This is a genomic window from Sphingopyxis sp. Geo48 (assembly GCF_949769155.1).
Classification (GTDB): Bacteria; Pseudomonadota; Alphaproteobacteria; order Sphingomonadales; family Sphingomonadaceae; genus Sphingopyxis.
This window is the reverse complement of the sequence record NZ_CATKPA010000007.1, coordinates 75,001-89,652: the sequence shown is the minus strand read 5'-3', so window position 1 is coordinate 89,652 and position 14,652 is coordinate 75,001. Positions and strand designations below refer to the sequence as shown.

The window sequence follows — 14,652 nt, the reverse complement described above, 5'->3', positions numbered from 1 at the left end:
TCGCCCAAGCGTTGCTTTTTCGCCCGGCTCCGCCGGATGGAGAAGCACGACCTATGACCGACGTCCCCGACGCATCCCTCAAGATACCCGCTTTCGGTGACGCCGTGCGCGCCTATGCGCGCATCGGCTGGTTGAGTTTCGGCGGCCCCGCGGGGCAGATCGCGCTGATGCACCGTGAGTTCGTCGACGAGCGGCGCTGGGTCGACGAATCGACCTTCCTCCACGCGCTCAACTTCTGCCATCTGCTTCCCGGTCCCGAGGCGCAGCAGCTTGCGACATGGATCGGCTGGCGGCTGCACGGCCTTCGCGGCGGGCTGGCGGCGGGGCTGCTGTTCGTCATCCCCGGCGCGCTGGTGATGTTCGGTCTGTCGCTGCTCTATGTGACCGCGGCGGGGCTCGACTGGTTCGCGGCGCTGTTCGTCGGGATCAAGGCGGCGGTGCTGGCGATCGTCGTGCAGGCGCTGCTGCGGATCGCGGGGCGCGCGCTCAAGACGCCGCTGCTCCGCGGCATTGCCGTCGCCTCCTTCGTAGCGCTCGCGGTCCTTGCCGCGCCGTTCCCGATCGTCGTGCTGTCGGCGCTGGTGGTCGGCTGGGCGGCGGCGCGCTGGCGGCCCGGATGGATGAAGCTGGCGCCCGCGAAGGAGGGCGCGGCGCCGCCGCGCCGATCGGCGTGGCGCGAATCGCTGACGGCGGCGCTGCTGTGGGGTGCGATCTGGGCGGCGCCGATGCTGCTGATCCTCGTCACATTGGGCCGCGATCATGTGCTGTGGGACATCGGCGCCTTTTTCTCGCAGCTCGCGGTCGTGACCTTTGGCGGCGCCTATGCGGTGCTCGCCTATATGGCGCAGGAGGCGGTGTCGGGGTTCGGCTGGCTGCGCCCCGGCGAAATGGCCGACGGGCTGGGGCTCGCCGAGACGACGCCGGGGCCGCTGATCCTGGTGACGCAGTTCGTCGGCTTCCTCGCGGCGTGGCGCGACGCGGCGCCCTTCACGCCGTTCGTCGCGGCGCTGCTCGGCTCGCTGCTGACGCTGTGGGTGACCTTCGCGCCCTGTTTCCTCTGGATCTTCGCCTTCGCGCCGTGGATCGACCGGCTCGAACGCGCCGCGGGGCTGAAGGGTGCGCTCGCGGCGGTGACCGCGGCGGTGGTCGGCGTGATCGCCAACCTGTCGCTGTGGTTCGCGCTGCACGTGCTGTTCCGCCGACTGGAGCCGGCGGCGTGGGGGCTCGACCTGCCGGTGTGGGCGTCGGTCGATCGAGCCGCGGTCCTGCTGGCGCTGCTCGCGGCGCTGCTGCTGTTCCGCTTCAGGCTGGGGATCATCCCGATGCTCGCGATCTGTTCGGCCCTGGGGTTGTTGATCGGGCCGGGCGGGCCATTGCTGGCGTTGGTGTAAAACCTGCGCGTAGCGCTATTTTGACTCACACAAAGACACAAAGAGGGCAGTCGATGCGCGAATCGTGCGCGCATCGACTGCCCTCTTTGTGTCTTTGTGTGAGATATTGAATGGCCCGCTGCGCGGGCGGGAATATGCGCGCCTCTGGCTTTTGCGCCGCGCGCCGCTAACAGGGATGGCATGAGCAAGCGCGACGACGACAGCCTCCGCCCGGCGACGAAATTGGTGCAGGGCGGGCGGCGGCCCGAATGGACCGGCGATCCGCGCCTTGGCGGCAGCATCGTCAACCCGCCGGTGTGGCGCGCCTCGACGATTCTCTACGACAGCATCGCCGACCTGAAGGCGCGCGGCCATGCGACGCACGACAAGCTCTATTACGGCCGGCGCGGGACGCCGACGGTGTGGGCGCTCGCCGACGCGCTGACCGCGCTGGAGCCGGGGGCGGAAGGCACCTTGCTCTATCCGTCGGGGGTCGCGGCCAATTCGGCGGGGCTGCTGGCGCTGCTGTCGCCAGGCGATCATCTGCTGATGGTCGACAGCGCCTATGAGCCGACGCGGGCGTTCTGCAACGGGATGCTCGCGCGAATGGGGGTGCGGACGAGCTTCTACGATCCGCTCGTCGGGGCGGGCATCGCGGAATTGATCGAGCCCGAAACCAAGCTGATCTTCCTCGAATCGCCGGGCAGCCTGACCTTCGAGGTGCAGGATATTCCCGCGATCACGGCCATAGCGCGCGAGCGCGGCGTGCTGACGATGCTCGACAACACTTGGGCGACGCCGCTGCTGTTTCCGGCATTGGCGCATGGCGTCGACGTCACGATGATGAGCCTCACTAAATATGCCGGCGGACACAGCGACGTGATGATGGGCTCGCTCACCGCGACGCGCGCCGTCTGGCCCAAGCTGCGGAGCGCCGCGTACCAGCTGGGTCAGGCGGTTTCGCCCGACGATTGCGCGATGGTGCTGCGCGGGCTGCGCACGCTCGACGTCCGCATGGCGCGGCATGGCGAGAACGGATTGGCGGTCGCGAACTGGCTCGCAGGGCGCGCCGAGGTCGGGCGGGTGCTGCATCCGGCGCTGCCGGGCGATCCGGGCCATGCGATCTGGGCGCGCGATTTCAGGGGCACGAGCGGGCTGTTCGGTTTCTCGCTGCAGGGCGTCGACGAAGCGGCGCGGACGCGCTTTATCGATGCACTCAGTCATTTCGGGATCGGTTTCAGCTGGGGCGGCTATGAAAGCCTCGTCGTGCCCGCCGATCCGGCCGCTATCCGCACCGCGACCCGCTGGACCGACCCCGACCCGCTGGTCCGCCTGTCGATCGGGCTCGAGGATCCGGCCGACCTGATCGCCGACCTTGCGCGCGGGCTCGCCGCGCTGTGAGCGTCGAGACAAGCCTTCGCGAAGGCTTTGCCCGCACCGTCACGCTGATGAAGGATATCGGGCTCGACGTCGGATCGTACCGGCTGTCGCTCTATGGCCTGTTCTCGGCGATCGTCGTCGCGATCCTGCTGTGGATCGCGGTCAAGCTCACCATGCGCGCGCTCAAGTGGCTGCTGCGCCGGAACAGCCAGATCGACGAGGCGCAGCGGCTGCTCGCCGAAAAGCTGATCGCGATCGCGCTGTTCACGCTCGCCCTGCTGTTCGGCATCGACCTGCTCGGCATCGACCTCACCGCGCTCGCGGTCTTTTCGGGGGCGGCGGGGCTCGCGATCGGTTTCGGGCTGCAAAAGACCGTCGGCAACCTGATCGCGGGGATCATCCTGCTCATGGACCGCTCGATCAAGCCCGGCGACGTGATCGTCGTCGGCGACGGCAGCAGCATGGGCGGGGCGACCGGGCCGGGGACCATCCCCAATGTCGGGCGCGTCGCGAAGATCGGGGTGCGCGCGGTCAATGTCGTGACGCGCGACGGCAAGAAGCATCTGATCCCGAACGAGCTGCTAATGACGCAGCCGGTCGAGAACTGGAGCTATTCGAGCCGCGACGTGCGCGTGCGGCTGCACGTTCCCGTCGCCTATGAATGCGATCTGCGCGCGGCGCAGGCGATCATCATCGATGTCGCGCGGTCCAACCCGCGCATCCTGAACGAGCCCGAACCCGCGGTGTGGATCACCGCCTTTGGCGAACGCGCGGTCGAGCATGAGCTGCGCTTCTGGATCTCGGACCCCGAATCGGGGCTCGGCAATATCCAGGGCGAGGTGTTCCTCGGCATCTGGGACCGCTTCAAGGAAGCGGGAATCCGGATTCCCTATCCGCGGAGCGAGGTGCGATTGCTGACGAAGGAGGAGGACAGTCCGACGCCTTGAACTTCGTCATTGCGAGAAGCCGCAGGCGACGCGGCAATCAAGGGCGGCCTAAACCGCCCTGGATTGCTTCGCTCCGCTCGCAATGACGAGATTGGTTTTCAGTACCCGACCTTCTTCGCGCGCTCGATGCACTCGACGATGATCCGCTTGGCCTCGTCGACGTCGCCCCAGCCATTGAGCTTCGCCCATTTGCCGGGTTCGAGATCCTTGTAGTGGGTGAAGAAATGCTCGATCTGCTGGAGGACGATCGGCGGCATGTCGGTGTAGGTCGCGACGTCGGCATAATAGGGGAAGGTCTTGTTGACCGGCACGCAGAGCAATTTCTCGTCGCCGCCGGCGTCATCTTCCATCTTGAGCACGCCGATCGGGCGGCACTTGACCACCGCGCCCGCGACGATCGGCGAGCGCGCGACGACGAGCGCGTCGAGCGGGTCGCCATCTTCGCCCAGCGTGTGCGGGACGAAGCCGTAATTGGCGGGATAGCGCATCGGGGTGTGGAGGAAGCGGTCGACGAACAGCGCCCCCGATGCCTTGTCGAACTCATATTTCACGGGTTCGCCGCCGATCGGCACTTCGATCAGCACGTTCAGGCTGTCGGGCGGGCTGTCACCCGCCGGGACGAGGTCGATACGCATGGGAGAAGTCCTTTTTTTGTCGTTTTGCAGTCGCGCGCGCCTTTAGCGCCGGACGCGGCGCAAAGTCGAGGCCGGAAAGCCCCTTTTCCCGAGAGAAAAGGTCAAAGCGCGCGTTTGGGGGCGAGCAGGCGGTCGAACCAGTCGGGCCCGGCGCCGGTCTTTTCAAGGTGCGGCCAGCGCAGCCCGCCATGATAGTCGATGTCGACGCTGCGGTAGCGGCCGCCGCGCTCGACGAGCAGGCGAACGGGGGTCTTGCCGTCGGTCGCGGCGCGAATCGCGGCCTCCAGCCGCTCCTTGCTGTAGCTCATGCCGTCGACGGCGAGGATCTTGGTGCCGTTGACGATGTCGGCGCGGAACGCCGGGCCGTTCCACAATATGCTGCCCGCGACGCCGTCCTTGTCGATCGTCAGACCCAGCGAGTGGGTGAGCTCTAAATTCTTCGCGTTCTTCATCTTGTCGCGGTCGAAAGCGTTGGGGACGTCGCGCCAGACGAGGCGGTATCCGGCGCGCTCGATCCCCGCAACCGGCGCGGGCTGGCCGGGAAGCTGCATCCGGTCGCGCAGGAATTTCGGCCAGTCATAGGGATAGACGGCGTTCAGCGTTTGCGCGACATCGTCGAAATCATAGGTGACCTCGCCCCAGTCGCCGCCCTTGCCGCTGAAAAAGGCCTTGGCGAAATCGTCGAGGCTTTTCGCGTCGTTGGTGCCCTGGCGGATGATCATGTCCGCCTCGAGCCACATCAGCGCGCCCTCGTTGTAATAATCCTCGGTCCGCGTCGCGCTGGGGAAGGCGCGTGCCTTGCGCGCCGCGATCACGGGGTCGAGCGTCGTATCCTCGACCGAGCGCCAGTCGCGCCCCGCCTGCACGCTGTAGTTGCCGGCATTGGTCGCCCATTCGGCGAGGATCATCTCCTTCGACTGCATTCCCGACCGGCCCGCGATCACGAGATCCCAGAAGCTCGTCTGCCCTTCATAGACCCAGAGGAGATTGCCCTGCATCGGGGTGCGATAGTCGGGGGTCCACAGCTTGTCGGGGCGGCGGTATTTGCCGTTCCAGCTGTGGGTGAATTCGTGCGGCAGCAGCCCGCGCTCCGAATCATTGCTGTCCCAGTTGGTGAAATAGTCGGGGTTGCGGCTGTTCTCGCTCGACCGGTGATGTTCGAGCCCGATGCCGCCGAGCTCGTCGGTGAGCGCGAGCAGGAATTCGTAGCGGTCGAAATGCTTCGTCCCGAACAGGGCGATCGCCTCGGCGACCATCGCCGCGTGGCGCGCGATATGGTCGGGCTTCGCGTCGAGGAACTGCGGCTCGTCGGCGACGACGTTCAGCGTGACATTCTGGCCGAGATCCCATTTGCGGAAATAGCGTCCGGCGAACATCGGGCTGTCGACCAGCGTCTCGTAGCTGGTCGGGGCATAGCTGTAGCGATTGCCCGCGATCTTCAGCCCGTCGAGCGCCGCCGCACCGGTCCAGCCCTCGGGCAGCGTGACGTCGAGCTGCACCGGAATGCCGCGCGTGAAATAGCCCGCGGGGTACAGGCTGACCTGTTCCCATTGCAGGTTCATCATCGCGGGGGTGACGACGACGCGGCCCTCGCTGGTGCGCGTCGGCGACAGGAAATCGAAGGCGACGTCGATGCTCTTCGCGCCCGCGGGCACGTCGATGTCGAAGGCATAGACGTCGGTCGGCTGGCGCGTCCAGGCGAGCGGCTTGCCGCCTGCGGTCGCCTTGAAGCCCGCGATCTCGGCAATCGCACCGCGCGGCGCGTGCTTGCCGGGAAGCCATTGCGGATAGAGCAGGGTGAATTTGCCGCTCTTCGCGACCGGGATCGTCTGGCGGACGCGGAAGATGCCGCGCATCGAATCGCTCGCGTCGACCTTGAGCAGCATCGTCCCCGGATAGGGCCGGTCGGCGGGCAGCGGGATGCTGTGCGGCTGGACGACCGGTTGCGGACGGCTGTTGCCCTCCTGCGCAAGCGCTGAAGAGGCAAGGGCGGCGGGGGTGAAGGCGATCAGGGCGGACGCGACGAACAGGGTCTTTTTCATGGGCCAATCTCTGCCGCCAAACCGGCGCGGCGTCCAGCATCGGCTCTGCAAGCGCGCTTTGCCTTTCGACGAAAAAGCATTAGACGCGCGGCGCATGAGCAAGGACAAGCCCGCAAAGATCGCGACGCCGCAGCCGGTGCGCGGCACCCAGGACATGCTCGGCGATTTCGCCGACCGCTTCCAGCATGTCGTCGATACCTTCGACCGCGTGCGGCGGCTCTATGGCTTCAAGCGCGTCGAGGTGCCGGTGATCGAGCCGACCGCGGTGTTCGCGCGGTCATTGGGCGAGACGACCGACGTCGTGTCGAAGGAAATGTATTCGTTCGAGGATCGCGGCGGCGAATCGATCACCTTGCGGCCCGAATTCACCGCGGGGATCGCGCGCGCGTATATCACGGGCGGCTGGCAGCAGTTTGCGCCGCTGAAGGTCGCGACGCACGGCCCGCTGTTCCGCTACGAGCGTCCGCAGAAGGGCCGCTATCGCCAGTTCCACCAGCTCGACGCCGAGGTGATCGGCAGCGACAGCCCGCTCGCGGACGCCGAACTGCTGGTCTTTGCCGACCAGCTTCTGAAAGAGCTGGGGATCGCCGAGGGCGTGACCTTGACGCTCAACACGCTGGGCGACGCGGAAAGCCGCGACGCATGGCGCGCGGCGCTGGTCGAGCATTTCATGGGCCATCGCGGCGATCTGTCGGAGGACAGCCTGGCGCGGCTCGACAAGAATCCGCTGCGCATCCTCGACAGCAAGGATCCGAAGGACCGCCCGATCGCCGACAGCGCGCCCGACATCGACGCGTTTCTGACGGGCGAGGCGCAGGATTTCTTCGGCGCGGTGACGGCCGGGCTCGACGCGGCGGGGGTCGCGTGGGAGCGCAACGCGCGGCTGGTGCGCGGGCTCGACTATTATCGCCACACCGCGTTCGAATTCGTGACCGACCGGCTGGGCGCGCAGGGCACGGTGCTCGGCGGCGGCCGCTACGACGGGCTGATCGAGGCGCTCGGCGGCCCGCCGACCGCGGCGGTCGGCTGGGCGGCGGGGATCGAGCGGCTGGCGATGTTGGTGGCGGACGATGTGGTCGATACGCGGCTCGACGCGGTGATCGCGGTTGAGGACGATGAGCTGCTTACTTACGCGATGAAAACTCTCGCGGCGATGCGGAGCAACGGGTTTGCGACTGAAATCGTTGCTACCGGTTCGCCGCGCAAACGCTTCGACAAGGCCGGGAAAGTTCCGGCGCGCGCCCTAATTGCGATCGGTTCGCGTGACGGCCAATCATACACGAACATTCGTGGTGACAGTGAACTGACAATTGCGATCAACGCGATTATTCGCGCGCTCTGATGACCTCCGTTTCCGAAAAGCAGATCGACGCCATCATCGAACGTCATGCCGCGCTGCAGGCGCGGATGGCGACGGGGGATATGGCGCCCGCCGACTTCGTCGCGGCGTCGAAGGAGTTCGCCGAGCTCGAACCCGTTGCCGAAGCCGCGCGCGAGGTGGTGAGGCTGCGCGGCGAGCTCGTCGCGCTCGGGGAGATGCTCGCCGATCCCGAGATGAAGGCGATGGCCGCCGAGGAAATGGCGGCGGTCGAGGCGGCGTTGCCCGCCGCCGAGCATGATCTGGCGATCAGGCTGCTGCCCAAGGACGTCGCCGACGAGCGCGCCGCGATGCTCGAAATCCGCGCCGGAACCGGCGGCGACGAGGCGGCGCTGTTCGCGGGCGATCTGCTCCGCATGTACAGCCGCTACGCCGATACGCAGGGGTGGAAGGTCGAAATCATTTCGGCGAACGAGGCCGAGGTTGGGGGTTACAAGGAAGTCGTCGCCTCGGTCGCCGGGCAGGGCGTGTTCGCGAAGCTCAAGTTCGAGAGCGGCGTTCACCGCGTCCAGCGCGTCCCCGTCACCGAAAGCGGCGGCCGCATCCACACCAGCGCCGCGACCGTCGCGGTGCTGCCCGAGGCCGAGGAGGTCGACGTCGCGATCAACGACAACGACCTGAAGATCGATATCTACCGCGCGTCGGGCGCCGGCGGTCAGCATGTCAACACGACCGATTCGGCGATCCGCATCACGCATATCCCGACCGGGCTCGTCGTGATCCAGCAGGACCAGCGCAGCCAGCACAAGAACCGCGCCAAGGCGATGCAGGTGCTGCGCGCGCGGCTCTATGACCTCGAGCGCGAGAAGATCCACAGCGCCGAGGCGTCGGCGCGCAAGTCGATGGTCGGATCGGGCGACCGCTCCGAACGCATCCGCACCTATAATTTCCCGCAGGGGCGCGTAACCGACCACCGCATCAACCTGACGCTCCACCGCCTGCCCGAGATATTGGAAGGGCAGATGGACGAGCTGATCGACGCGCTGATCGCCGAGGATCAGGCGCAGCGACTGGCGGGGCTGGGTGAGTGACGCGATCGGCCGATCTCAACACGGCGATCGTTTCTTATCTGGGTTTCAGCCGCGCCGCCGAGCCGCAGACCGACTGGCGGGCGGTGGTCGACGCGATCGGGCTCGACCGCGCCGAGGCGGTCGAATGGGCTATGCTCGATGTCCTTCAAGACCTGCGCGAGAGCAAACCCGACTGGCGGATGCATTCGCTTTGGGCGGGGAGCGAGTGGGCGGTGCGCGAATTGAGAAAGCGTCACCCCGAGCTGGACGATGCCGCAGCCAAGGCGCTGACCTGGGCGCTGGTCTGCGAGCATAAGGGGAGCGTTGGCGCCGCACTATCGTCCGCCGCCCGGTGTCTGGCGGAAATATCCGATACGCCGCGGCTCGATGCCGAACTGTTGATGGCGCACGCACTGGGCGTCGAGCGCGGCGCGCTGTTGCTCGATCCGGCGCGGTTCGGCGCGCCGGACGATTTCGGCGGACTGGTCGAGCGGCGAATGGCGCACGAACCCATCGCCTATATCGTCGGCTATCGCGATTTCTGGACGATCCGGCTGGCGCTCGGTCCCGGTGTCCTCATCCCGCGTCCCGACAGCGAGACGCTGATCGAGGCAGCCGTGCAATATTTCGGCGCCGCGGGTCCGAAGCGGATCCTCGATCTCGGGACGGGGCCGGGGACATTATTGCTCGCCGCGCTCGCCGAATGGCCTGCGGCGACGGGGCTCGGCGTCGATGCGGGCGAGGCGGCGCTGTCCTTTGCGCGCGCGAATGCCGATGCGCTCAATCTGGCCGATCGCGCCGCGTTCCGAACGGGCGACTGGGCCGATGGCGTCGAAGGCCCGTTCGACCTCATCCTGTGCAACCCGCCCTATATTGCCGACAGCGAGGAATTGATGCCCGATGTCGCCGGTTTCGAGCCGGCGAGCGCGCTGTTCGCGGGCGCCGACGGGCTCGATGATTATCGCCGGATCATCCCCGATTTGCCGCGGCTTCTGGCCCCCGGCGGGGTCGCGATCCTTGAAATCGGGCACCGGCAACGCATATCGGTATCCGAGCTCGCCGAAGCAGCGGGATTCGCCGTCGCCTGCAAGCAGGATCTGGGCGGCCGCGACAGGGCGCTTTTGCTGACCCGCCCCTGACGCCAGAACAAGAATTTTCTTGGTTTCCGCCGCAAAGCACGGTAGGGGCGGCTTACAGACCCGGTACGGGGCCTTGACTGGTCCGATCGGTCTGCTTCCCACTTACGATGCTGGTGCGGGCCGCGGGGCCCGGCGCAAGCGGTAGAGGGAACCGCGCAGAGGGCGCGGGCACGACGCGCAAATAGCGCGTTCGGCCATAAGGGGTTGGCGTAGCTTATTAGCTTATCAGGATGTCTCAGTTGAACATGAACAACCGGCAGAGCGGTCGCCGTCGCGGCCGCAACAATAACGGCAACAATAACAATCGCTCGCAGTCCGGTGGCGGACGCGGCGGTGTCGATCAGGCCAACCGCATCGACAGCCGGGCGCGCGGCAACGCCGCCCAGATGATCGAGAAATACCGCAACCTCGCGCGCGATGCGCAGCTTTCGGGCGACCGGGTCCAGACCGAATATTATCTCCAGTTCGCCGACCATTATTTCCGCGTGCTGAGCGATTTCCGCGCCCGCCAGGAAGAAAAGGCGGCGGCAAGCGGCCAGGAGCGCAGCTATGACCGCCACCGCGACATTCGCGGGGTCGAGGATTTCGACGGCCATGACGACGCGAGCTTCGAGCCCGAATCGGAAGGCGACGAGACTGGCGGCCGTGAAGGCGCCGGCCGCGACAATGAGGGTCGTGACAGCGGCGCACGTGAGGGCGGACGCGAGCGCGGGGGCAGCGATCGCCGCGACGAGGACGGCCGCGGCAATCGCCAGCAGGGCCGCGGCAACCGCCGCGACCGCGGCGACGATCGCGGCAACCGCGCCGATCCCGAAGCCGAAGGCGGCGACGAGCCCGCAGCCGTCGAGGCAGCCGAGGACGCGGCGCCCGCGCCGCGCGGCAATCGCCGTGGCCCGCGCCGCAATCGCGCGGCCGAAGGCGACGATGCCGGCGCCGGTATCGATTCGGCGGTGCTGCCGCCCGCGATCGGCCGGCCCGAGCGCGACGCCGGCGAAGACGCCGCCGAGGCGCCCGCGCCCAAGCCGCGCCGCACCCGCCGCACGCTGGCGGCGCGCGATACGGGTGTCGAAGCGGCCGAATAAGCCCGCGATTTCGCACTGGTTTTTACGGTTGGACTAACATAGCCTCCCCCGGACAGCGGTTCGGGGGAGGTTTTCATGCGTGCTTTGACTGCGATCGGTCTGGCCTTGATCGCTGGCGCGGTCCCGGCGGCCGCACAGGATCCTGCTGCGGCGAATGCGCAGGGCCAGCTTTCGGTCACCATCTATAATGGCGGGCAGGCGCTGGTGCAGGATATCCGCCAGATCGCCTTTCCGGCGGGGCGCTCGCGGCAGGAATTCCCCGACGTGTCGGCGCAGATCCGGCCGCAGACGGTGTCCTTCGCCGCCGACGGCACCGCGATCGTCGAGCAGAATTTCGACTATGATCTGCTATCGCCCAATGCCCTGATGCAGAAGGCCGTCGGCGAAACCGTGACCCTGCTCCGCATCAACCCCGCGACCGGGGTCGAGACGCGCGAGCGCGCGAAGGTGCTCGCGGTCAATGGCGGCGTCGTGCTGCAGATCGGGCCGCGCATCGAGATATTGCGCGACGACGGGCTGCCGGTTCGCGTCATCTTCGACAAGATCCCGCCGAACCTGCGCGCCAAGCCGACGCTGTCGATCACGGTCGACAGCAAGGGCGCGGGGACGCGGGCTGCGACGCTCTCCTACCTGACCGGCGGGCTCGGCTGGTCGGCCGACTATGTCTCGCTCTACGATGAAAAGGCGGGGACGATCGACGTGCAGGGGTGGGTGACGCTGACCAACAACACCGGCACGACCTTCGACAATGCGAAAACCCTGCTCGTCGCGGGAAGTCCTTCCGCCGGCGGGATTTCAAGCTACGGCCAGCCGGGACGCTACCGCCCGCAGCCGGCCGGGCCGGGCAATCTCCGCCGCGCCGGGACCGAGACCGCGCCACGCGAACAGCTTGGCGACTATTATCTCTATCCGCTGTCCGAACGCACGACGATCGCGAACGCCCAGACCAAGCAGGTGAGCTTCCTCGACGTCGCGAAGGTGCCGGCGCAGAAAATCTATGAATTCACGCTCGGCGGCTTCAACAATATGACCGAGCCGATGAGCGCGGCGAGCGTGATCAAGTTCAGCTCGAGTCGCGAAGGCGGGCTGGGCGACGCGCTCCCCGCGGGGACGGTGCGCTTCTATCAGCGCGACCTGCGCGGCGACCCGCAGTTCATCGGCGAAAATCAGATCGGGCACACCCCGATGGGTAGCGAGCTGGGACTGAAGACCGGCGACGCCTTCGACGTGAAGGTCAAGGCAACCGTCGTCGAGCGCAAGGAAATCGCGCCTTGGCGGTGGCGCTCGTCGATGTCGTATCTGCTCACCAATGCGCGGCCGCAGCCGGTGACGCTCGACCTGCGCCAGCGCGGGCTCGACTGGTATTGGGCGGAGACCAAGGTCATCACCGAAAGCCAGAAGAGCGAGCGGCTCGATGCGGACGGCGTTCAGTGGCGCGTGACGGTGCCCGCGAACGGCGAGACGACGATCACTGCCACCTTCGAAACGCGCTACTGACGCACGCGCCGTGCGCCGCATTGCGCCTTTGCTGCTGATTCTCGCCGCCTCGCCCGCGGCGGCGCAGCCGGTCGTCACCTCGGCGGCGCCCGAGAAGGTGTCGGTCAGCGTCTTTCGCGATCCCGACCGCGCCGAGGGCGGCGAAATCGATCCCAACTGGCTGCAGGGCTTTGCGCTGATATCCGAGCAGCGGACGATCGACCTGCCCGCGGGCGAATCGGTGCTGCGCTTCGAGGGCGTTGCCGAGGGGATGGTCGCCGTGTCGGCGATCGTCACCGGTCTGCCCGGCGGCGTCGTCCAGAAGAATCGTGACGCGGCGCTGCTCTCGCCCGCGAGCCTGCTCGACGGATCGCTCGGCAATCGCGTCCATTTGCGCCGCACCGACCGCGCGACGGGCAAGGTGACCGAGGAGGATGCGATCATCCGGTCGGGGCCGCAGGACGCGGTGGTGTTGCAGACGCCGGCGGGGTACGAATCGCTGCGCTGTACCGGGCTTCCCGAAACGCTGGTCTATGACGGGGTGCCGGCCGGGCTTACCGCCAAGCCGACGCTGTCGGTGACGACGCGCAGCCCCGACGCGCGGCGGGTGACGGTGACGCTGACCTATCTGGCGACGGGCTTCGACTGGGCGAGCAATTATGTCGCGCGCGTCGCGCCCGACGGCCGGACGCTCGATTTGTTTGCGTGGCTGACGGTGGCGAATAGCAATGGCGAAAGCTTCGCCGACGCCCGGCTGGCGGCGATCGCCGGGACGCTGAACAAGGTTTCCAACTTCAAGGCGCTGGCCGATGTGCCGCAGGCGCCGCCGTTGCGGCTGCGTTGCTTTGCGCTCGGGACGGGTCGCTATGGCACGCCGCCCCCGCCCCCGCCGCCCCCGCCGCCTGCGATGATGTCCGCCGAAGCGGGGCAGGACATTGTGGTGACCGGATCGCGCATCGCCCGTTACGAGATGATGTCGCCGGTCACGGTGGTGGCCAGCCAGGAAGATCTGGGCGACCTCAAGCTCTATCGCGTACCGATCCCGGTGACGGTCGCGGCGAACGGGCAGAAGCAGGTGGCGCTGCTGGTCAAGGATCGTGTGCCGTTCAAGACCGTCTATCGCCTGCGCAGTTCGCCGGAAGACAGTTTCGAGTCGATGGAGGTCGAGCGGGTTTTGCGGATGGAGAATAAGGAAGCGACGCGATTGGGTGTGCCGCTGCCCAGCGGCCAGGTCGCGGTGTTCGCGCCGCGCGGCGAGGAATCGCTGCTCGTCGGCGAAGGGCGGGTTCGCGATCATGCCGTCGGCGAAAAGGTCGACCTGGTTATCGGCGAAAGCAGCCAGGTGCGCGTCGATATGGTTCGGGGGGTCACCCCAAAGATGGCCGATGACGATTACCGGGTCACCGTGACCAACGCCAACCCGTTCGCGGTGGATTTCGAATTTGGCTTTTACGTCGATCCCGACCCGAAGCTCGACAAACGGCTACGCAAGCTGCCGCGCCGCGACGGATTGCTGACCTGGGCGATTCGGGTTCCCGCCAACGACAGCCGCAGTTTTGACTATCGGTTTATCGAACCCGACTAGGGAGCTGCCCTAGATCGGCGGCAGCGGACGCGGGCGGTGATTCTCGTCGAGCGCGACGAAGGTGAAAACCCCCTCGGTCACGCGCTCCTCGGTCCGGCCGCCGTCGCGCGTCGCGATGACCTCGAGCCGGATCGCCAGCGAGGTGCGGCCGCGCCGCTCGAGATGCGCATAGACCGAAATGATGTCGCGCAGCAGGATCGGGGCGATGAATTCCATCGTCTCGATCGCGACCGTCGCGACGGGGCCGCAGGCGATCCGGCCGGCGACGATGCCGCCCGCGATATCCATCTGGCTGAGCACCCAGCCGCCGAAGATATGCCCGTTGGCATTGATGTCTGCGGGGCGCGGGACGACGCGCAGGATCGGGTCGCGGGGACAGTCGGCTTCGCTCTTATCGGTCATGATTCATATCCGGGTCGTCTTCGAAAGGATCCTCAATCGCCTCGTCATGCCCGCTGCCGCTCGACAGGAAGACGAGCCCCATCAGCGCGGCGCCGAGCATGACCGACAGGCCGACCCCCGCCGCGGTGGCGATGATCATATGGATGGTGAGCTGGTCGCCCATCGAGAAGCGCAGCCAGCCGAGCGCGAGGACGACCGCGCCGAAG

13 protein-coding genes (1 of these 13 only partly in view) are annotated in these 14,652 nt (G+C 67.1%); 9 read left to right on the top strand and 4 right to left on the bottom strand.

Translation table 11 applies throughout. From position 1 onward, the window contains the following. Positions 1-53: 53 nt before the first annotated feature. The 3 genes from chrA (at position 54) to QOL79_RS17845 (ending at position 3,697) form a co-directional block, all read left to right on the top strand. Positions 54-1,391 carry a chromate efflux transporter gene (gene chrA / locus QOL79_RS17855; RefSeq protein ID WP_283420319.1) on the top strand — a complete coding sequence of 446 codons (1,338 nt, stop codon included), beginning with the start codon at positions 54-56 and terminating at the stop codon, positions 1,389-1,391. A gap of 180 nt (positions 1,392-1,571) precedes the next feature. Further along, the gene (gene metC, locus QOL79_RS17850) at positions 1,572-2,771 is read left to right on the top strand and encodes a cystathionine beta-lyase (RefSeq protein WP_283420318.1); all 1,200 of its coding nucleotides are present in this window, start codon (positions 1,572-1,574) and stop codon (positions 2,769-2,771) included. Continuing rightward, positions 2,768-3,697, top strand: coding sequence for a mechanosensitive ion channel family protein (locus QOL79_RS17845; protein WP_058457656.1), 930 nt, complete (start codon positions 2,768-2,770; stop codon positions 3,695-3,697). Before metC ends, QOL79_RS17845 begins: the two co-directional genes overlap by 4 nt. 98 nt (positions 3,698-3,795) lie before the next feature. Here the strand turns inward: QOL79_RS17845 and ppa are convergent, their stop codons facing one another. Together ppa and QOL79_RS17835 are read right to left on the bottom strand one after the other, a co-directional pair. Further along, positions 3,796-4,332, bottom strand: coding sequence for an inorganic diphosphatase (gene ppa / locus QOL79_RS17840; RefSeq protein ID WP_058457657.1), 537 nt, complete (start codon positions 4,330-4,332; stop codon positions 3,796-3,798). Between the two features lie 101 nt (positions 4,333-4,433). Beyond that, positions 4,434-6,374, bottom strand: a complete 1,941-nt coding sequence (locus QOL79_RS17835; RefSeq protein ID WP_283420317.1) for a M61 family metallopeptidase — start codon at positions 6,372-6,374, stop codon at positions 4,434-4,436. 94 nt (positions 6,375-6,468) lie between these two features. Between QOL79_RS17835 and hisS the strand changes: the two genes are divergently transcribed. The 6 genes from hisS to QOL79_RS17805 all read left to right on the top strand — a co-directional run bounded on the left by hisS (position 6,469) and on the right by QOL79_RS17805 (position 14,044). Then, positions 6,469-7,716 (top strand): histidine--tRNA ligase, encoded by a 1,248-nt coding sequence (gene hisS, locus QOL79_RS17830; protein WP_283420316.1) that lies wholly within the window; start codon positions 6,469-6,471, stop codon positions 7,714-7,716. Beyond that, entirely contained in the window at positions 7,716-8,783 is a 1,068-nt protein-coding gene (gene prfA, locus QOL79_RS17825; protein ID WP_283420315.1) for a peptide chain release factor 1, read from the top strand. Before hisS ends, prfA begins: the two co-directional genes overlap by 1 nt. A gap of 278 nt (positions 8,784-9,061) precedes the next feature. Further along, complete coding sequence (gene prmC / locus QOL79_RS17820) at positions 9,062-9,901, top strand: peptide chain release factor N(5)-glutamine methyltransferase (protein WP_283420335.1); 840 nt, start codon at positions 9,062-9,064, stop codon at positions 9,899-9,901. A gap of 230 nt (positions 9,902-10,131) precedes the next feature. Beyond that, on the top strand, positions 10,132-10,983 hold the full coding sequence (locus tag QOL79_RS17815) for a DUF4167 domain-containing protein (RefSeq protein WP_283420314.1): 852 nt from the start codon (positions 10,132-10,134) through the stop codon (positions 10,981-10,983). A 75-nt stretch (positions 10,984-11,058) separates the two neighbouring features. After that, on the top strand, positions 11,059-12,480 hold the full coding sequence (locus tag QOL79_RS17810) for a DUF4139 domain-containing protein (protein ID WP_204991889.1): 1,422 nt from the start codon (positions 11,059-11,061) through the stop codon (positions 12,478-12,480). A 10-nt stretch (positions 12,481-12,490) separates the two neighbouring features. After that, the gene (locus QOL79_RS17805) at positions 12,491-14,044 is read left to right on the top strand and encodes a DUF4139 domain-containing protein (protein WP_283420313.1); all 1,554 of its coding nucleotides are present in this window, start codon (positions 12,491-12,493) and stop codon (positions 14,042-14,044) included. Between the two features lie 9 nt (positions 14,045-14,053). Here the strand turns inward: QOL79_RS17805 and QOL79_RS17800 are convergent, their stop codons facing one another. Continuing rightward, entirely contained in the window at positions 14,054-14,446 is a 393-nt protein-coding gene (locus tag QOL79_RS17800) for an acyl-CoA thioesterase (RefSeq protein ID WP_283420312.1), read from the bottom strand. Next, positions 14,436-14,652 carry the 3' portion of a hypothetical protein gene (locus QOL79_RS17795; RefSeq protein ID WP_282948868.1) on the bottom strand. It continues 92 nt past the right edge of the window, so the window shows 217 of its 309 coding nt (coding positions 93-309); the start codon falls outside the window, past its right edge; its stop codon occupies positions 14,436-14,438. Before QOL79_RS17795 ends, QOL79_RS17800 begins: the two co-directional genes overlap by 11 nt.